This is a genomic window from Pararhizobium polonicum (assembly GCF_001687365.1).
Classification (GTDB): Bacteria; Pseudomonadota; Alphaproteobacteria; order Rhizobiales; family Rhizobiaceae; genus Pararhizobium; species Pararhizobium polonicum.
In genome coordinates this window covers 102337-120088 of sequence record NZ_LGLV01000015.1, presented here as the reverse complement: position 1 = coordinate 120088, position 17752 = coordinate 102337, and the positions used below count along the sequence as shown (strand labels likewise).

The following is a 17752-nucleotide window of genomic DNA, read 5'->3' as shown; positions in this document are numbered from 1 at the left end:
GGTATGAGACACGTCATTTTCGCGCTCGTTTTTCTCCTCTCCGGAACGGCATATGCCGAGACGCTCAAGCTGCTGACAGAGGAATATCCTCCCTATAATTTTCACGAGAACGGTACCATCCAGGGGGCCTCCGTCGAGCAGGCAGAGCTGATGATGAAAGCGCTCGGTATCGAGTATTCCCTGGAAATACTGCCCTGGGCGCGAGCGCTGTCGATCACGGAAAACCAGCCCTGGACCTGCCTGTTCACCACCGGGCATGACGACGAGCGCGACAAACGCTTCAAATGGGTGGAACCTCTGCTGATCGATCATATGGTCATGGTGCGCAAGGCCGGTTCCGGCGTCAATCCCGCCAATATCGAGGAAGCCAAGCGCTTCACCATCGGAACGCAGCGCGAGGATTTTTCCGCCAATTTCCTCACGAAAAACAATTTCCCCAAGATCGATCTCGCCGCCGACATGGAAACAACGGTGAAGAAATTGCTGAGCGACCGCATCGATCTGATGATGACGTCAAAAAAGACGTTTGAAACCATGCGCGATCAAGGCAAGGCGCTGGAATCCGCTCTTGTCCTGGAGGGGAAACTGTACGGCTTCGCCTGCAATCTCAGCCTGCCGGATGACCTGATCGTCAAGATGCAAGCGCAGCTCGACAGGCTGATCGGCAACGGGACACAGGACCGGATAATGGTCAAATACGGGCTGCGCCCGAACCGCTAGCAGGAGAGCCCGCCGGGAAAAGTACCGCCTGTGTTGCGTGAACGGTTGACATCGGGACGCCGACGCGGTGCAAGACAGGTCTGTCCGACTGTTAGAGATATGTTCGATGCTGATTTTCGCAGGTCTTGGTAATCCCGGCGCCCAATATGCCGGCAACCGCCACAATATCGGTTTCATGGCCGTCGACGCGATCCAGCGGCGTCATAGTTTTTCGCCATGGTCGAAGAAGTTCAAGGCACTGATTTCCGAGGGCGAGATCGCCGGCGAGCGTGTTCTCCTGATGAAGCCGCAGACCTTCATGAATCTGTCGGGCGAAGCCGTCGGCGAGGCCATGCGTTTCTACAAGCTGGAGCCGAAGGATATTCTGGCGATCTACGACGAACTCGATCTCATCCAGGGCAAGGCGCGGATCAAGACGGGCGGCGGCCATGGCGGCCACAACGGCATCAAGTCGCTCGACGCCCATTGCGGCCGGGAATACCGCCGCCTGCGCCTCGGCATCGGCCATCCGGGCTCCAAGGAACAGGTGCACAACCATGTGCTCGGCGACTTCGCCAAGGCCGACCGCGTCTGGCTGGAACCGCTGCTGGATGCGCTTGCCGACAATGCCGACATGCTGGTGAAGGCTGAGGATTCGCAGCTCCTGAACAAGCTGACGCTTGCGACGGGCGGCAAACCGGAGCCCGAGCCTGCGCCTGCCAAACCCGCCGGCAAATCCCATATCCGCCAGGCCCGCAACAGCGCCCAGCCCAAAATCCTGCCGACGACCGGACCGATGGCCGACATGCTGAAGAAGCTGTTCGGCAACAAGGGCGAATAGGCCGGTGCTACAGACCCGAAACCCAAAGTACATGGGGGCCCAGTTTGAGTTTGTTAAGTACGCCACATTGGCGTGAATCCTTTGGCCTAATCAAATGCCCCTGTAAATTAGCGGCAGATGAGTTTCTCTTGTGGCAGAATGACATTCTACGTGACTTTAGTTTCAAGCTTGACCTGCAGAGACGTGAGGAAAGCATCAATGCCGCGCTGAGTGCATTACTGCCTCTGACATCTCCCGTATCGACGAAATATCTCTTCTGGCCAATCGATGAAAACTGGACGCTGTATTTCGACAATGGTGTCGACGGAACGGATGCAGCACCACCCCAGGTATTGTCTTCAAGGCTGAGAACAGACGCAATTCGCGTGGTCATGAGCGATCAACTCACCGATCCTTCAACCAGACAGGTCACCTCTTTCGGTGCAACAATTTTGGAATATTACTGCGAAGGCAACAATCGACGAACTGTTTACGCCTCAAACGACGGAGGCTCGTGGAAATTTGGACAATACGGCGAGCCTTTTGGATTTGAGAATAGAGACGATTATACGTCAAAATCAAAGAAGGACCGCTTCACTCACAGCCTTCTTTTGAAATACTTGAATGAATTGGGTGTTTCGCTAGACACTGGCGTTTCTCTTCCCAAGGCAAAGGGTGTCGGATACCTCTTGACGAAACACGGGAAAATGCCCGTCACATACAGAGAGCACGACTTTTGAGATTGTATCCACTCGTGCATGCGAGCTGGAGAGAACAACCGCCTATTCCTCCGGTTCCGTGGTGAACATCAGCGGAAAACCCGCCTCCCTGCCGAGATCGGTCGCCTCCTTGGCCTTGCTCTCGGCAATGTCCTTCGCGCAGACGACGATGACGCAAACCCCGAGCTTGTGGGCGGTCATCATCATCCGGTAGCCGGTCTCCTCGCTCATGCGGAAGACGGCCTTCAGCACCATGATGACGAACGCGCGCGGCGTATAATCGTCATTGATGAGAATGACCTTGTAGAGCTTCGGCCGCTCCAGCTTCGGCTTGGTCTTCGTTTTCGGCTTGAGAGTGGTGTCGTTTTCGCTCATCGGAATTTCCTCTCGTGAAACAAAGAGGCTGGCGGCGGATGACGTCTGTCTCCCTCATATTCGCACCGCGCAGCCCGACGTTCAAGATGCGGCGGCTGTGACATCGAAGACACGGCCGGCCGTCAAGTCGCCGAAGCACGCCGGCGGATGATTGTATCCCGCGCGATTTCGCGTATACGGCGCTTCAGATTTTATCGAGACAGGGAGCCGACAATGACCGACATCATTTCAGCACGCCCCTCAAGGGCACAGGCCTAGTCAGCGTAGACACGCTGCCGAGGGCTAAAGAGCCGGCCGCGTGGCCGGACGATTTACCCTGTCTTCGGAAGATATCCATGGGCAATTTTATAGGGGACTCCGGTCCCGATACCACGCCGTGCGGCAAACCCGCCGCCGTGGCGCATTACTTTACCGAAAAATCCTGGATCGAGGGATCCGCCCTGCAACAACTCGCCGACATGGCGCAGATGCCGGGCATGCTGTCGATCGCCGGATTTCCGGACCTTCATCCGGGAAAATACGGCCCCGTCGGCATGGCGGCGCTGTCAACACGTCTCTACCCGCAGCTGATCGGCACCGATATCGGCTGCGGCATGGGCCTCTTCGAGCTCGACTTGCCGCTGCGCAAGTTCAAAATTGAAAAGGCCGCGGAGGCGCTGCGTCAGCTTGAGACGCCGGCCTTCGGCCAGATGAACAGCGAGGCAATGGACAACGCCCGCTCGCTGGTTGCAAAGGCCGATACCCTTGGCACGATCGGCGGCGGCAACCACTTCTGCGAAATCCAGGCGGTGGACGAACTGCTGTGCCCGGAAGCATCCGTGCATCTGGACAGGCAGAAAACCTATCTGCTGGTTCATTCCGGATCACGCAACCTCGGTGCCAGTGTCTTTGCCGAAACGCTTGCCGGAAACGCCTCGCTTGACGAGGGGCTCGATCCGGCATCGGATGCGGGCATTGCCTGGCTCACGCGGCACGATCTCTGCGTCGATTGGGCAGCGCTCAACCGGCAGATCATTGCCGAGCGGGCGGCCGCGGTGCTTCGCACCGAGGTCCGGCTGATCGCCGACGTGCCGCACAATCTCGTGCGCGCAGCGGCGCACGGCCATGTCCACTACAAGGGCGCCGCAGCGGTGACGGCTGGCGGCATCGCCCCCATCGCCGGTTCGCGGGCAAGCCTGAGCTATGTGGTCGAGCCGCTGGCCGGCGCTGCGATCTCGCATTGGGCGATCTCCCACGGCGCAGGCCGCAAATACGATCGCCGCAACATGCATGGCCGCACCGGCAACACCCGCAGCGAGCGCGAAGGCTTGCTGCGCAACGCCTGGGGCGGCGTGGCCATCTGCGACGACCGCCGGCTTGCGGTCGAAGAAGCGGCAGGCGCTTACAAGAACGCAGCCCAGGTGGTCGAGGATCTGGCGGGCCATGGCCTCGTCCGGCCGCTGGCTGCGATGAAGCCGCTCGTCACCTACAAGAAGGTCGATATCGATCACGACGAGGCCAAGCGGGACAAGGGACGCGAACGCCGCCAGGAACGGAGACAGAAACGTGGTTGACATCCATCTCCTCGTGACCGCCGGCAATGGCCCGGTCGAATGCCGCATCGCGCTCTCCGCGCTGCTTTCCATCCTCGAAAAGGAGGCGAAAGCGCACGGCTGCATCTTTGAGGCAACGGCCGCGCGGGCACCGGACACCCATGGTCCGGCATCCGCCATCGTCACCATCAGCGGCAATGGCGCAATGATGCTCGCCAACGGCTATTGCGGCACCATCCGGTTCGTTTTCAAGAGTACGGTGCGGCCGCATCACAAGCGGCAGAACTGGTTCGTCGGCGTTCGCACCATCGAGCTTGCAGGCGATGCTGCGGATGCCACAGCGATCAATCCGCAGGATATCCGCTTCGAAACGCTGCGAGCCGGCGGCCCTGGCGGACAGCACCAGAACACGACGGACAGCGCCGTGCGGGCGACCCACATACCGAGCGGCATCACCGTCATCTGCCGCGACGAGCGCTCGCAGCACCGCAACAAGGCGACGGCAATCCGCCGTCTTCAAGCCGCGCTGCAGCTGCTGGCGGAGCGGGATGCGCGCAACGCCCGGACCGCGCTTTTCCTTGCCAACAAGGACCTGGAACGCGGCAACGAGGTCAAGGTGTTCCGCCTGTGAAAATGGCGCGCCCGGCAGCACCGGGCGCGCTTTTATCCCGGCTTTGGCGGCCCAAACCGGAAAATGCGACCGCTGCGGAACGGCAAGGCTTGACCATATCAAGCCCTTCCCCCATAGGCAGGGCAAAGTTTTTCAAGATATGGACAAGGTGCCATGGGTTTCAAATGCGGTATCGTCGGACTGCCGAATGTCGGCAAGTCCACTCTCTTCAACGCGCTGACCAAGACGGCGCAGGCGCAGGCCGCGAACTATCCGTTCTGCACCATCGAGCCGAACACCGGCGAAGTGGCCGTACCCGATCCGCGCATGCGCAAGCTGGCCGATATCGCCAAGTCGAAGGAGCTGATCCCGACCCGCATCTCCTTCGTCGACATCGCCGGCCTGGTGCGCGGCGCATCGAAGGGTGAAGGCCTCGGCAACAAGTTCCTCGCCAATATCCGCGAAGTCGATGCCACTGTGCACGTGCTGCGCTGCTTCGAGGACGACGACATCACCCATGTCGAAGGCCGCATCAATCCGGTCGGCGATGCCGAAACGATCGAGACCGAGCTGATGCTCGCCGATCTGGAAAGCCTTGAGCGCCGCACCGAACAGACCCGCAAGCGCGCCGCTTCCAAGGACAAGGAATCCGTCAGCCTGCTGCCGGTCATGGACGCAGCCCTCAAGCTGCTTCAGGACGGCAAGCCGGTGCGCACGCTGCTGCCGACGCTGGATGCCGAGGAAAAGCTGATCCTGCAGGGCCTCAATCTTCTGACCGCCCATCCGGTCCTCTACGTCTGCAACGTCGCCGAGGGCGATGCCGTTTCCGGCAATGCCCACACCAAGGCCGTCGAGGCGATGGCCAAGGCGCAAGGCGCCGAAACGGTCGTGATTTCGGCTGCAATCGAATCCGAAGTCGCCCAGCTGCCGGAAGAAGAAGCCAAGGAATTCCTCGAAGCGCTCGGCCTGCATGAAGCCGGTCTCGACCAGTTGATCCGAGCCGGTTACAGGCTGCTTGACCTCATCACCTATTTCACCGTCGGCCCCAAGGAAACGCGGGCCTGGACCATTCCGCGCGGCACCAAGGCGCCCGGTGCTGCCGGCGTCATCCACACCGATTTCGAACGCGGCTTCATCCGCGCCTTCACCATCGCCTATGACGATTACATCGCCTTCGGCGGCGAAACCGGCGCCAAGGAAGCCGGCAAGGCACGCGACGAAGGCAAGGAATATGTCGTCCAGGACGGCGACGTGATCCACTTCCGCTTCAACACGTAAGACCGGCACCGGCCGTCGCAAACCGGCCAGCCGAACCGCAAGACACAAGATATCGGGACGCCGCTCGTTGACATCGACGAGCGGCGTTTTTCGTGAGTATCCACCATTCCCTCCATGACAGCGCTTGTCCTTCGGGCAATGAACGGTATGGTTGCCCGCAGCCGTCCTGCGGCCCTATTGAGGAGTTTTCGATGCGTTTGCTTTCCGCCCTTCTGCTTTCAACCGCCCTCGTCACGCAATCGGTACAGGCAGCTGACATCAGCCATCAGGGCGCACAGCAACTCGAACAGAAGTTCACGTCCTACCTGCCCGGCGAGCTGGCGAAATCGGGCCTGATCAAGGTCCGCCCCGGCACCGAGGACTATGAAGTCACCTTCGACCCGACCGTTCTGCTGAAGGATATCGACCCGAAAACCTTCAGCATTTCCGGCCTGAAGCCTTTTCTGTCGTTGATCCGGCCGATGGAGGATGGTTTCTGGCACTTCGCCCAGACGGCGGATCTGGACGTCAAGGGGCAGTTCACCACCGGAGCCGAAAAGACGGATTTCACTTACAAGATCGATGCCATGCGCTCCGAAGGCATTGTCGATCCCGACCTGCTCTATTTCAAATCCATGGACATGACGGCCGACGGCATCACCGTGACGTCGAAATCGCCGCAGCAATCCCTTGAGGCCCGCTTCGGTTCGATGACATCGACCCTCAATACCAAGAAGGCGACGCCGGAGACCGTCGATATCCGATCCAACATGGCGATGAACGGATTTACCGAAACCGTCATCGATCCCACCAAGGTGCAGGTCGACATTTCCGCCGACAACGTGACGGCGGATGTCGCGTTCAACGGCCTTGCCTATCGCCCACTGCAGGACATCGTCTTCTTTCTCGTGGATGCCGTGAAAAGGAAAACGCTGCTTCCAACGGAGCAGGTCCGCCTCAAGGCACTGGTTCGCGCCAATCTGCCGATGTTCGAAACGCTGCTGGAATCGGTCGAAGTCGCAAACCTCAAGGTGGGCACACCCACCGGAACGTTTGGCGCCGAAACCCTGCGCTACACGATCAATACCAACGGCCTGAAGGATAACGCCAGCTTCGGCATCGGCATCGCCTTCGACAAACCGTCCGTCCCGCCCGGCACCGTGCCGGATGCGTTTAAGGCGGCGCTGCCGGACACCGTCAGCACCCATATTTCGCTGGAAAACCTCAACCTCGCCAGCGGCATCACCTATTTCATCGATCATGCCGATTTCAACGCGGACAAGACGCTGACCGATGCCCAGGCGGCGGAGGCCGGCCGCCTCTTCCTGCCGGGTGGCGCTCTGACGATCAAATATAACGACGTCTCGGCGCGATCCTCCGTCTACGACTTCAGCCTCTCGGGCACGACCATCGTCTATCCCGAACAGCCGGGCCGGCAGAACACCGACCTGACCCTTTACGCAAAGGATTTCGACAAGACGATTTCCTATCTGCAGGAGAATGCCGCGACCGTGCCGCAGTTCGGCCAGGCAGCCTTCATGCTGCTGATGATCAAGGGGTTTGCCAAGCAGACGCCCGATGGCCGCCAGATGTGGAACATCGCCGTCGATGAGAACAAGAAGGTGAAGATCAACGGTCAGGACCTGCCCTTCTAGCCATCGGTTGACGGCGAACAACGGCAGCGTTGCAGCCTGCTGTCATTTGCAGCCACAAACCCGAGTGCTAGAACATCCCCGTTGGAGGACATGGACATGCTTCATTTCGAAGATTTTCCGGCCGGCAGGCGGTTCGAGTTCAAGCCGGTGACGGTGACGGCGGAAGACGTCGTCGCCTTCGCCTCGGAATTCGATCCGCAGCCGATGCACCTGTCACAAGACGGCGGCAAAGCCAGCATTCTCGGCGGACTGGCAGCATCGGGCTGGCATACCAGCGCCATGATGATGCGCATGCTCTGCGACAGCTATATCCACGAAACGGCCTCGGAAGGCTCCCCCGGCGTCGACAGCATGGAGTGGAAGAAGGCGGTTCTGGCCGGCGATACGCTTTCGGGCGCCTGCACGGTCATCGAGGCACGCGTCTCCCGCTCGAGGCCCGAGATCGGTATCGTGCGGCTGCGGGCCACCGTCCTCAACCAGCGGGGAGAAACCGTGGCGGTCTGCGACTACGCCAACATGATCCGCTGCCAGCCGAAGGAAGTGCAGGCATGAAACTGGCGGACCTTCACCCCGAGGGCACACGGAAGAGCATCGGCACGGTTACCTTCACGGCCGATGACATCATTCATTTTGCCGAAAAATTCGATCCGCAACCGTTTCACCTCGATGCCGAGGCTGCCAGGCGATCGCTGTTCGGCGGGCTCTGCGCGTCGGGCTGGCATACCTGCGCCGGCTGGATGAAATGCTTCGTGCCCTATTGGATGGGCGAGGTGAAGCGGCTGGCGGCGGAGGGCATCGTTGCCCCGAATCTTGGCCCCTCGCCCGGCTTTCGCGACATGCGCTGGCTGCGCCCGGTCTTTGCCGGCGACACTATCGCCTATTTCGTCACCTTCGTCGCGGCCAAGGATCTGGAATCGCGGCCGGGCTGGCGGATCAACACCATCCTGTGCGAAGGCGAAAACCAGGATGGCCAGCCGGTCATCCGGTTCGAGAGCAAGGTGATCGAGTTTACCTGACGGGGTCTCAGTGGCCGTCGAATTCGATCAGCGTCAGCACCTTGACGCCCAGCGCCTCGATCTTCTTGCGGCCGCCCAGTTCCGGCAGATCGATGATGAAGCAGGCAGCAACGATGTCGGCGCCCATCTGCTGCAGGAGCTTGGTCGCGCCTTCGGCCGTGCCGCCCGTGGCAATGAGGTCGTCGACCAGAATGACCTTCTCGCCCGGCTTGATGGCGTCGCGGTGCATCTCCATCTCGTCGACGCCATATTCCAGGCTATAGGCGATCCGCACCGTGTCGTGCGGCAGCTTGCCCTTCTTGCGGATCGGCACGAAGCCGGCCGACATCTGATGCGCCATCGCGCCGCCCATGATGAAGCCCCGCGCTTCGACACCGGCCACCTTGTCGATCTTGGTACCGGCAAAGGGATGGACGAGCTCATCGATTGCACGGCGGAAGGCGCGCGGATTGCCGAGCAGCGTGGTGATGTCGCGGAACATGATGCCGGGCTTCGGATAATCCGCAATATTGCGGATCGAGGCAATCAGTTCCTGCTGGAGAGAAGAGCTCATGATGGTCGGCATGCCTTTGCGGTCGTCTCAGGGAGACGAAGCCATAGCATCAAAGCCGTGCTTTTCTATAGTGGATTCTTGACGGCGGCGTGCCGTTTGCCGCCGCGATAACCGGCATTTCGCAGGCAGTTGTGGAGCAGGACCGGATTGTCTTGCCCTGCTCCAATGCCGGCCACGCTCTACTGAGCGGTATCGCTAACCTTCAGTTTTTCCTGCACCTTCTTGGCGACATCCGGATCGGTCTGCGCCGCGGTGATGATGGTCTTGTATTCGTCCAGCGACATGCCGGGCGACTTTTCGACCGCGTTGATCATCTGCTTGTTGGCTTCGTTCTGAAGCTTCTGCTTGTTTGCGGCGTCCTTTTCGGCGCCGATCTTGGCGGCGTAGTCCTGGCGCACCTTGTCGACCTGCAGATAGGCGACGGCAAAGGCTTCGATCTTCTGATCGCTGATGGCTGCGGGTGCCGTCCCCTGCATCGGCTGCGCGGCTTGTGGTTCGGCAGCCCCTTGGGCAAAAGCCGGTGAGTTGATGACGATCAGGCTGAGCGCGGCAGCGGTCAGAGCTGCGACGGGCATGTGGCGAATGGTCATATGCGTGTCCTTCCTTAAGTCAGTCTCAAGACGGTTTGCACCGCCTTTCCGGTGGGAATAATCCCGCTGCCAAACTTCAGGATGGATCGGGCGACAATGTGGCCCTGAGAAGGAAGCTTCAAGGTCATGTCGCGATCACGCCGCGGCCGGCCGCCCGTTTTCAAGCCGGAAGCACCCTCAAAAACGTGAAGACGTTTCTCGTGGCCCGGGGAACCATCCGCGCCTTTTTCGGTTATACTGGACGCCTTCCCCCACCGGAAACCACCGTTCGGGCGGAATGGACAAACACGCAAGGAGGAGCATCATGCGATTGTTTGAATGCGGGTCCCTCGTACCCGGTTGCGACTGGCACACCCGCGCCGACAGCGACGCCGAAGTCGTGCGCCGCGCCGTCGAGCATCTGCGTCAGTCCCACGGCGAAACGCTGATCCGCGAAAACATGGTCGACAACATCAAGGCGCGGATCGTCGAGGAAACGAAAGCGGCCTGATCTTCAGATCGTCGCCTGATTTCAGACTAGCGACTGCAGCCGGGCAACCAGCGTTGCCCGGTCCGCATTGAAATTGCCATCCACCCACGTGTCCTCGAGCTGCCCGAGGATTTCGCCGACACGCGGTCCGGCGGCAATACCGGTGGCCAGAACATCGGCACCCGTCAGCGGGAAGACCGGTTTCTGCCACTTCTGCGCCCGCGTCAGCAGCCGGTGAAGCCGTGCCGTCTCCGGCAGCTGCGCCGGATCGTTCTCCGATTTTTGCCGCGACGAGGCCAGTGCAAGCCGCAGAGCAGTGCCCAGCCCGTTTGCGCCGTGCCGGTAGAGCAGCCGGTCGAACGCCGTATCGGCGATATCAGCCGGCAGACGCGGCGCGTCTGTCCATGCCGCAAATGTGGCGGCCTCAGCCTTCGACAGCCGCAGCCGCTTTGCCATCGCCTCCAGCCGCTCCGCATCCGGCGGAACAACGGCCGCCAGCCGCAGCAGCGGATCCGGCTGCCAACCGAATGTCTGCTCGGCAGTGATCAGCGCCGGGATGGCATCGATGCCCCATTTCTCGCTTTCGGGCAGAATTTCGGTGAGCACCCCGGAGGTGCGCATCCACAGCAGCGCCCGCCCCGGGTCCCTGGACGAAAGCAGCTTCTTCAGTTCCGACCACACCCTCTCGGCGGAAAGCCCCGACAGCTTTGAACGGGCCTGCGCACAGGCGCGCAAACCGTCGGCATCCGGACGGCCGGAACCGTAATAGGCAAAGAAGCGGAAGAAGCGCAGCACGCGCAGATAGTCTTCGGCAACACGCTCGGCAGCGTTGCCGATAAAGCGGATGCTGCGTTTTTCGATGTCGGCCAGACCGCCGACGAGATCGATCACGTCGCCATTCGCATCGGCATAGAGCGCGTTGATCGTCAGGTCCCGCCGCTCGGCGTCCACTTGCCAATCCGTGCCGAAGGCAACCTCGGCACGGCGACCGTCAGTCGCGACGTCGCGGCGCAGCGTCGTCACCTCGTATGGCGTGCCGTCGACGACCAGCGTCACCGTTCCATGCTCGATCCCGGTCGGCACCGATTTGATGCCGGCGGATTTGGCACGGGCGACGACCTCTTCCGGCAGCAGCGTGGTCGCCATATCGATATCGGCGACGGCAACGCCCATCAGGCTGTTGCGCACCGCGCCGCCAACGACGCGAACCTCGCCGCCATCGGCATTCAACAGATCGAAGACGCGACGCAACGCAGGCGCCGAAAACCAGGCCTCGGTGGCAACGGAAGTCATGCGTAAAGCCTTTCATACAACATGCGGACAATGCCCGCGGTAATGCCCCAGATGTTCCGCTCGCCATAGGGCATGCTGTAAAAATGCCGCTCGGCCCCCTGCCATGTCGCCTGACCGAGACCGTGATTGCCGGGATTCATCAGGAACGACAGCGGCACGTCAAAGACGGCGGCCACCTCGTCGGGGTTGGGTATCAGGTCGTATCCCGGCTGTACCACGGCCAAAATCGGCGTGATGCGGAACCCGGACATCGCCATGTAGTGGGGCAGCCGGCCAACTGTCTCGACGAAACGCCGGTCGAGGCCGATTTCCTCTTCCGCTTCGCGCAGGGCCGCGCGTTCCGGCGTATCGTCTTCCGGATCGATGGCACCGCCGGGAAAGGCGACTTGCCCGGAATGCTTGCGCAGTCTCACCGTCCGCTGGGTGAAGATGACGCGGGCCTCGTCGCCGTCGTCAATGACCGGAACGAGAACGGCGGCATCCTTGAGCTTCAGCGTTTCGAGATAGGGGATGGTATCGGGATTGAGGAGGAAATCGCCATGCTCGCGCCACGCCTCATCCACCGGATTGCCGGATTGCTGGCGCGCACGGCGACGGAATTCGTCGGCTGAAAACAGGAGATCCGTCATGCCGAAAGCGCTTCCAGTTCCTCGGCGGGCATGACCGGAAAGACCACGCCGCCCGAGCGGACGGCAAACATCTCGATGCCATCGATCACGACCGTTTCACCCAGCGCCACCAGATCGTACATCACGGCGCGTGAAACCAGCGCCTCCAGCCGTCCGCGCACATGCAGATAGGGCTTCAGCTCGCTGTTCTCACCATGGACGACAAAGCGAAGACCATGCTCCGGGCCCGCCTCCACGACATCGCCGACATTGGTGCGGAAGGTGATGACCGGCGTGCCGTCCTGTTCCGTCACAGTCATCTCGACGGCGACGAAAGGCGCATCGGCGATGCGGATGCCGAGTTTTTCCACAGGAGTTACGAGATAGGTCCGGCCGTCCCCGTCCTTGCGCAAAACGGTGGAAAACAGCCGCACCAGCGGCTGCCGGCCGATCGGCGTCCCCATATAGAACCAGGTGCCGTCGGCGCGGATTTCCATGTCGATATCGCCGCAAAACGGCGGATTCCAACGCTCTACGGGCGGCAAACCCCGGGTTTTCCCGTTTGTCTGCCCGGCCGCACGCGCAATCAGCGCCGCCAGGCCTGCCGCATCGCCAGTCATATCTATTTCGGCATCCGCCATCGTTCCGTCCCGTTTGGCCCTATTCTTGCGTTTTATCGAGCACCGCCTCACGAGATAGTGCGTTGCTCCCGTCTTGTCAGCCACCGGGCGGAGCATAGATTGAAAAACAGAGACGGAAAGAGCGCTTTTCGCGATTCGGCACCATTGCCGGCCACTGGAGACAGACGATGGGTGTGATGAAGACGACTGACGGCGCGATCGACGACAAGGCGATCATCGCCGCCGCTGAAAAGGCTCTGGGCGAAATCGCCGTGATCCGCAAGGAAGTCGGCAAGGTGATCTTCGGTCAGGAAAGCGTGGTCGAGCAGACACTGCTTGCCGTGCTCTCCGGCGGCCACGCGCTGCTGGTCGGCGTGCCCGGCCTTGCCAAGACCAAGCTGGTCTCGACGCTAGGCATCGTGCTCGGCCTCAATTCCAGCCGTATCCAGTTCACGCCCGACCTGATGCCGTCCGATATTCTCGGCTCCGAAGTGATGGATCAGGACGAGAACGGCCGGCGGTCGTTCCGCTTCGTGCCCGGCCCGATCTTCACCCAGCTTCTGATGGCCGACGAAATCAACCGCGCTAGCCCGCGCACCCAGTCGGCCCTGTTGCAGGCCATGCAGGAATATCACGTCACGGTGGCCGGCCAGCGCAACGACCTGCCGCAGCCTTTCCATGTGCTGGCGACCCAGAACCCGCTGGAGCAGGAAGGCACCTATCCCCTGCCCGAGGCCCAGCTCGACCGCTTCCTGATGCAGGTCGATGTCGGCTATCCCGAACTTGCCGCCGAACGGCAGATCCTGCTGGAAACCACCGGCACGCATGAATCCGAGGCACGTGGCGTTATCGATGCCGCCCAGCTCAGGGATATCCAGCACCTGATCCGACAGATGCCGGTCAGCGAAAAGGTGGTCGATGCCATCCTCTCGCTGGTGCGCTCGGCTCGCCCGGGCAACGGCAACGCGGCAACGGACAAGAACGTCGCCTGGGGCCCCGGCCCGCGTGCCGGCCAGTCGCTGATGCTCTGCGCCCGCGCCCGTGCTCTCTACGACGGCAGGCTCGCACCATCCATCGATGACATCATGGCGCTGGCCGAACCGGTTCTGCAGCACCGCATGGCGCTGACATTTGCGGCACGGGCGGAAGGCATGTCGGTGCGTGACGTCATCACCGGCCTGGTCAAGCAAGCCAAGGGATAATGAATGGCCTCGATAGGGCAAATCGTCGAGCCGACACCGTCCGGAGAAGTGCTTTCCCGCGCGCAGAGCCGCGCCCGGCTGATCCCCGATTGCATGGTCGAGGCAAAACGCATTGCCAATACGGTCATCTCCGGCTGGCATGGACGCCGCAAGCGCGGCATCGGCGAGAATTTCTGGCAGTTCCGCCCCTATAGCGACGGCGAAAGCCTGTCGCGTATCGACTGGCGCCGCTCGGCCCGCGACGATCATACCTACGTGCGCGACCGCGAATGGGAAGCCGCCCATACCATCTGGCTCTGGGCCGATCTCTCGCCCTCGATGATGTACAAGTCGAAATTCGGCGCAGTCTCCAAGGAAAGCCGGGCGCTGGTGCTGATGTTGGCGCTTGCCGAAATTCTCGCCCGTTCCGGCGAACGGATCGGCTGCCCCGGCGTCATGGAACCCGTTTCGGCCCGCAATGCCGCCGAACGGCTGGCAACGGCGCTGATGCACACACCGCTGTCCGGTGGCCTGCCGCAGACGGCGATGATCCGGGGTGCGAGCGACCTCGTGCTGATCGGTGACTTCCTCGACCCGGCCGATACGATCATGGCACAGCTCGGGCCGCTTGCCCGCCGCGGCATGCGTGGCCATGTGGTCGAGATCGCCGACCCTGCCGAGGAAAGCTTCCCCTATGCCGGACGCACCGAATTCACCGATCCGGAAACAGGCGAAAAGCTGACTGCCGGCCGCGCCGAGATCGTCCGTGACGACTACCGCCGTGCCTATCTTGCCCGCCGCGACAGCCTTGGCGAAAACCTGCGCCATCTCGGCTGGACGTTCACACCGCATAGGACCGACCATCTTGCCTCCGAGGCGCTGGTGGCGGTCCACATGTATCTCTCCGGCATGCCCGGGCGCGCAACCCATGGAGGCCAGCTATGAGCTTCCTGCCGTTCATCTTCGCCAATCCGCTGATGCTCGCAGCCCTTGTCGCCCTACCGGCGATCTGGTGGCTTCTGCGCATGACGCCGCCCAAGCCGGTAACCGAAATCTTCCCGCCGCTCAGGATTCTCGCCAGCGTCCTGAAGCGCGAGGAAACGCCGTCGAAAAGCCCGTGGTGGCTGATGCTGCTGCGCATGCTGATGGCCGCCGCCATCATCCTCGCCATCGCCGATCCGGTCTTCAATCCACGCTCGAACACGCTTGCCGGCAATGGCCCGCTGGCGCTGGTCGTCGACAACAGCTGGGCAACGGCAACCGACTGGCAGCGCCGTGTCGAAACGGCGGATGCCCTGATCGGCGACGCGGAAGCCAAGGACCTTCCGGTCGCAATCGTCTTCACCGCCGACAGGGAGCACAATGCCGTGCCGGGATCGGCGACATCAGCGCACAACCGCATGGCCGCCGCCTCGCCGCAGCCGCTTCGGCCCGACCGGCAAGCAGCGATCACCGCATTGCGCACGGGCCTGAACGGAACGGCTCCGGGTACGCTGGCCTTCCTCTCGGACGGCATCGATGCCGGGGATACCAACGTGATGGCGGAACTCGCCGCCCTCTCCCCGCAAAATTTCAGGCTGATCGAGGGCGGCAACGACCAGGCCGTGGCGATCACCAACTCCGCCAATGATGCCGAATCCATGGTGGTCAGCGCCAGCCGGCTCGATACCGCCACGGCGCGGACGTTGCCGATTACCGCCTATGACACGCGCGGGCGGGCAATCGCCAATGGCTCCGTCGCCTTTGCAGCCGGCGAAGGGCTGGCCAGGGGAACGCTCGCCGCCCCCTTCGAACTGCGCAACGATTTTGCCCGCGTCGCCATCGATGGTGCAGCCACGGCCGGCGGCACCTTCCTGCTCGATGACGGCTTCCGCCGCCGCCGCGTGGCGCTTTTGAGCGGTGAAGCCCGCGACCAGTCGCAGCCGCTGCTGTCGCCGCTCTATTACATCAACCGGGCCTTGGCGCCCTATGCCGACCTGATCCAGCCGAACGAGGCCGATCTGGCTGTGTCGATCCCCGAGCTGCTGGCGCAGAAGCCATCCATGCTGATCATGGCCGATATCGGCCGCCTGCCGGAAGAGACCTATGCGCCGGTGACCCAATGGATCGAAAACGGCGGCACGCTGATCCGCTTTGCCGGGCCGCGCCTGGCCGCCGCCCCTGCCGACGATCCACTCGTGCCAGTCACCCTGCGCCAAGGCGAACGCGCGCTGGGCGGCGCCCTCTCCTGGTCGGAGCCGCAACCGCTGGCCGACTATCCGGCACTCAGCCCCTTTGCCGGCATGCCACGCCCCAAAGACATCCTCGTCAAACGGCAGGTTCTCGCCGAACCGACGGCCGACCTCTCGTCGCGCACCTGGGCAAGCCTTGCCGACGGCACGCCGCTGGTGACGACGAAGACGCAGGGCGCAGGGCGCATCATCCTCTTCCATGTCAGCGCCGAGGCAACCTGGTCGAACTTGCCGATATCAGGCGATTTCGTCGAGATGCTGCGCCGGAGCGTGCAATTGTCGCGCAGCGGCGGCGTAGCAAGCGAAGGAGCGGCAGCGGGCCAGACATTGGCGCCCTACCGCTTGCTGAATGCCAATGGTGTTTTGATCAGCGAAACCGGCAGGGCCCGGCCGCTGGAAATCACGGCCGGCGCAACGCCGGTTTCCAGCGCCGAAAACCCGCCCGGCCTCTATGGTTCGGAAGAAGGATTTACCGCCCTGAACCTCCTGACTACCGACACGCAATTGAAGCCGATCGATGCGACCGGCCTGCCGATCGCCTATTCCACCGAGCCGCTGATCGGTGCGGAAGCCTGGTCGCTGAAACCATCGCTGTTTGCCGCAGCACTCATCCTGCTTTTGCTCGATTCCGCTGTCGTCCTATTCATGGGCGGCGCCTTTGCCCGGCTGAGAATGCCGGCCGCCGCCATGATCGTTCTGGCGCTGGCAGCGGGCGCTCTGGTCATGACACCCGGCTCTTCGCTTGCCGACGACAGCCGGCCCGGCGACGACCTGATCCTGCGGCAGCTGGACAAGACCCATCTTGCCTATGTCATCACCGGCGAAGCCGATGTCGACCGCCTGTCCGAGCGCGGCCTTGCCGGTCTCACCGAGTTCCTGACCTATCGCACCACGCTCGAACCCGGCCCGCCGATCGGCCTCGACATCGCCTCGGACGAGCTGTCCTTCTATTCGCTGATCTACTGGCCGGTGTCGGCCAATGCACCGATGCCGAGCCCGGCAGCGATCAGCCGGATCGACGCCTATATGCGCGCCGGCGGTACGGTGCTGTTCGACACGCGCGACCAGTTTTCCTCGCTTGGCACCAGCGCCGGCACCAGCCCGAATGCGGAGCGGCTGCAGGCAATCCTCGCCGATCTCGATATTCCGCCGCTGGAACCGGTTCCGGCCGACAATGTGCTGACCAAATCCTTCTACCTGCTGTCGAATTTCCCGGGGCGCTACAATGGCAGCCCTCTGTGGATCGAAGCGCAACCGGACAATGGCTCGCAGCCGACTGGCAGGCCTGCCCGCTCGGGCGACGGCGTTTCGCCGATCATGATCACCGGCAACGATTTTGCCGGCGCCTGGGCGATCGACAGCAACGGCCTGCCGCTGCTCCCGACCGTGCCGCCGGACGAGCAGCAGCGCGAACTCGCCTTCCGCTCCGGCGTCAACATCATGATGTATATGCTGACCGGCAACTACAAGGCCGACCAGGTGCATATCCCGGCTCTGCTCGAACGGCTTGGCCAGTGAGGGCGC

19 protein-coding genes are annotated in these 17752 nt (G+C 62.1%); 13 read left to right on the top strand and 6 right to left on the bottom strand.

What is annotated here, in order from left to right:
* Positions 1-3 precede the first annotated feature (3 nt).
* The 3 genes from ADU59_RS22620 to ADU59_RS30385 all read left to right on the top strand — a co-directional run bounded on the left by ADU59_RS22620 (position 4) and on the right by ADU59_RS30385 (position 2259).
* On the top strand, positions 4-720 hold the full coding sequence (locus tag ADU59_RS22620; protein WP_068956792.1) for a substrate-binding periplasmic protein: 717 nt from the start codon (positions 4-6) through the stop codon (positions 718-720).
* Between the two features lie 106 nt (positions 721-826).
* Positions 827-1540: an aminoacyl-tRNA hydrolase gene (pth, locus tag ADU59_RS22615; protein WP_068956790.1), complete on the top strand. Its 714-nt coding sequence runs from the start codon at positions 827-829 to the stop codon at positions 1538-1540.
* A 128-nt stretch (positions 1541-1668) separates the two neighbouring features.
* The gene (locus tag ADU59_RS30385; protein ID WP_139093210.1) at positions 1669-2259 is read left to right on the top strand and encodes a hypothetical protein; all 591 of its coding nucleotides are present in this window, start codon (positions 1669-1671) and stop codon (positions 2257-2259) included.
* 42 nt (positions 2260-2301) lie between these two features.
* On the opposite strand, the gene clpS is transcribed toward ADU59_RS30385, so the two are convergent.
* Positions 2302-2613 carry an ATP-dependent Clp protease adapter ClpS gene (clpS, locus tag ADU59_RS22610; RefSeq protein WP_068956788.1) on the bottom strand — a complete coding sequence of 104 codons (312 nt, stop codon included), beginning with the start codon at positions 2611-2613 and terminating at the stop codon, positions 2302-2304.
* A 335-nt stretch (positions 2614-2948) separates the two neighbouring features.
* Between clpS and ADU59_RS22605 the strand changes: the two genes are divergently transcribed.
* The 6 genes from ADU59_RS22605 (at position 2949) to ADU59_RS22580 (ending at position 8683) form a co-directional block, all read left to right on the top strand.
* Positions 2949-4166 carry an RNA ligase RtcB family protein gene (locus ADU59_RS22605; RefSeq protein ID WP_068956786.1) on the top strand — a complete coding sequence of 406 codons (1218 nt, stop codon included), beginning with the start codon at positions 2949-2951 and terminating at the stop codon, positions 4164-4166.
* The gene (gene prfH / locus ADU59_RS22600; RefSeq protein WP_068956784.1) at positions 4159-4776 is read left to right on the top strand and encodes a peptide chain release factor H; all 618 of its coding nucleotides are present in this window, start codon (positions 4159-4161) and stop codon (positions 4774-4776) included. Before ADU59_RS22605 ends, prfH begins: the two co-directional genes overlap by 8 nt.
* A gap of 153 nt (positions 4777-4929) precedes the next feature.
* Positions 4930-6033 carry a redox-regulated ATPase YchF gene (gene ychF / locus ADU59_RS22595; RefSeq protein ID WP_068956782.1) on the top strand — a complete coding sequence of 368 codons (1104 nt, stop codon included), beginning with the start codon at positions 4930-4932 and terminating at the stop codon, positions 6031-6033.
* A gap of 191 nt (positions 6034-6224) precedes the next feature.
* Positions 6225-7667 (top strand): hypothetical protein, encoded by a 1443-nt coding sequence (locus ADU59_RS22590; RefSeq protein WP_068956780.1) that lies wholly within the window; start codon positions 6225-6227, stop codon positions 7665-7667.
* A gap of 96 nt (positions 7668-7763) precedes the next feature.
* Positions 7764-8219, top strand: a complete 456-nt coding sequence (locus ADU59_RS22585) for a MaoC family dehydratase (protein WP_068956965.1) — start codon at positions 7764-7766, stop codon at positions 8217-8219.
* Entirely contained in the window at positions 8216-8683 is a 468-nt protein-coding gene (locus ADU59_RS22580) for a MaoC family dehydratase (protein WP_068956778.1), read from the top strand. Before ADU59_RS22585 ends, ADU59_RS22580 begins: the two co-directional genes overlap by 4 nt.
* Positions 8684-8690: 7 nt before the next feature.
* Here ADU59_RS22580 and ADU59_RS22575 read toward each other — a convergent pair whose 3' ends face one another.
* Positions 8691-9236, bottom strand: a complete 546-nt coding sequence (locus ADU59_RS22575) for an adenine phosphoribosyltransferase (protein ID WP_068956963.1) — start codon at positions 9234-9236, stop codon at positions 8691-8693.
* 179 nt (positions 9237-9415) lie between these two features.
* Complete coding sequence (locus ADU59_RS22570) at positions 9416-9826, bottom strand: DUF4168 domain-containing protein (protein ID WP_068956776.1); 411 nt, start codon at positions 9824-9826, stop codon at positions 9416-9418.
* 304 nt (positions 9827-10130) lie between these two features.
* Here ADU59_RS22570 and ADU59_RS22565 point away from each other — a divergent pair, with 304 nt between their 5' ends.
* Positions 10131-10316: a DUF1059 domain-containing protein gene (locus tag ADU59_RS22565; RefSeq protein ID WP_068956774.1), complete on the top strand. Its 186-nt coding sequence runs from the start codon at positions 10131-10133 to the stop codon at positions 10314-10316.
* A gap of 21 nt (positions 10317-10337) precedes the next feature.
* Here ADU59_RS22565 and ADU59_RS22560 read toward each other — a convergent pair whose 3' ends face one another.
* Genes ADU59_RS22560 through ADU59_RS22550 form a run of 3 tightly spaced genes read right to left on the bottom strand, consistent with a single transcriptional unit; the run spans position 10338 to position 12837 of the window.
* Entirely contained in the window at positions 10338-11588 is a 1251-nt protein-coding gene (locus tag ADU59_RS22560; protein ID WP_068956772.1) for a CCA tRNA nucleotidyltransferase, read from the bottom strand.
* Positions 11585-12217 carry a CoA pyrophosphatase gene (locus ADU59_RS22555; protein WP_068956770.1) on the bottom strand — a complete coding sequence of 211 codons (633 nt, stop codon included), beginning with the start codon at positions 12215-12217 and terminating at the stop codon, positions 11585-11587. Before ADU59_RS22555 ends, ADU59_RS22560 begins: the two co-directional genes overlap by 4 nt.
* Entirely contained in the window at positions 12214-12837 is a 624-nt protein-coding gene (locus ADU59_RS22550) for a DUF1285 domain-containing protein (RefSeq protein WP_068956768.1), read from the bottom strand. The genes ADU59_RS22555 and ADU59_RS22550 overlap by 4 nt, the downstream gene beginning before the upstream one ends.
* 167 nt (positions 12838-13004) lie before the next feature.
* Here ADU59_RS22550 and ADU59_RS22545 point away from each other — a divergent pair, with 167 nt between their 5' ends.
* Genes ADU59_RS22545 through ADU59_RS22535 form a run of 3 tightly spaced genes read left to right on the top strand, consistent with a single transcriptional unit; the run spans position 13005 to position 17746 of the window.
* Positions 13005-14018 (top strand): AAA family ATPase, encoded by a 1014-nt coding sequence (locus ADU59_RS22545; protein WP_068956765.1) that lies wholly within the window; start codon positions 13005-13007, stop codon positions 14016-14018.
* Positions 14019-14021: 3 nt separating this feature from the next.
* A complete protein-coding gene (locus ADU59_RS22540) occupies positions 14022-14942 on the top strand; it encodes a DUF58 domain-containing protein (RefSeq protein WP_068956760.1) in 921 nt (306 codons plus the stop codon).
* Complete coding sequence (locus ADU59_RS22535; protein WP_068956758.1) at positions 14939-17746, top strand: DUF4159 domain-containing protein; 2808 nt, start codon at positions 14939-14941, stop codon at positions 17744-17746. Before ADU59_RS22540 ends, ADU59_RS22535 begins: the two co-directional genes overlap by 4 nt.
* Positions 17747-17752: the final 6 nt, after the last annotated feature.

Coding starts and splice junctions, on each gene's coding strand:
- ADU59_RS22620 (WP_068956792.1), top strand. CDS start 4: ATGAGACACGTCATTTTCGCGCTCGTTTTTCTCCTCTCCGGAACGGCA.
- pth (WP_068956790.1), top strand. CDS start 827: ATGCTGATTTTCGCAGGTCTTGGTAATCCCGGCGCCCAATATGCCGGC.
- clpS (WP_068956788.1), bottom strand. CDS start 2,613: ATGAGCGAAAACGACACCACTCTCAAGCCGAAAACGAAGACCAAGCCG.
- ADU59_RS22605 (WP_068956786.1), top strand. CDS start 2,949: ATGGGCAATTTTATAGGGGACTCCGGTCCCGATACCACGCCGTGCGGC.
- ychF (WP_068956782.1), top strand. CDS start 4,930: ATGGGTTTCAAATGCGGTATCGTCGGACTGCCGAATGTCGGCAAGTCC.
- ADU59_RS22590 (WP_068956780.1), top strand. CDS start 6,225: ATGCGTTTGCTTTCCGCCCTTCTGCTTTCAACCGCCCTCGTCACGCAA.
- ADU59_RS22585 (WP_068956965.1), top strand. CDS start 7,764: ATGCTTCATTTCGAAGATTTTCCGGCCGGCAGGCGGTTCGAGTTCAAG.
- ADU59_RS22580 (WP_068956778.1), top strand. CDS start 8,216: ATGAAACTGGCGGACCTTCACCCCGAGGGCACACGGAAGAGCATCGGC.
- ADU59_RS22575 (WP_068956963.1), bottom strand. CDS start 9,236: ATGAGCTCTTCTCTCCAGCAGGAACTGATTGCCTCGATCCGCAATATT.
- ADU59_RS22570 (WP_068956776.1), bottom strand. CDS start 9,826: ATGACCATTCGCCACATGCCCGTCGCAGCTCTGACCGCTGCCGCGCTC.
- ADU59_RS22565 (WP_068956774.1), top strand. CDS start 10,131: ATGCGATTGTTTGAATGCGGGTCCCTCGTACCCGGTTGCGACTGGCAC.
- ADU59_RS22560 (WP_068956772.1), bottom strand. CDS start 11,588: ATGACTTCCGTTGCCACCGAGGCCTGGTTTTCGGCGCCTGCGTTGCGT.
- ADU59_RS22555 (WP_068956770.1), bottom strand. CDS start 12,217: ATGACGGATCTCCTGTTTTCAGCCGACGAATTCCGTCGCCGTGCGCGC.
- ADU59_RS22550 (WP_068956768.1), bottom strand. CDS start 12,837: ATGGCGGATGCCGAAATAGATATGACTGGCGATGCGGCAGGCCTGGCG.
- ADU59_RS22545 (WP_068956765.1), top strand. CDS start 13,005: ATGGGTGTGATGAAGACGACTGACGGCGCGATCGACGACAAGGCGATC.
- ADU59_RS22540 (WP_068956760.1), top strand. CDS start 14,022: ATGGCCTCGATAGGGCAAATCGTCGAGCCGACACCGTCCGGAGAAGTG.
- ADU59_RS22535 (WP_068956758.1), top strand. CDS start 14,939: ATGAGCTTCCTGCCGTTCATCTTCGCCAATCCGCTGATGCTCGCAGCC.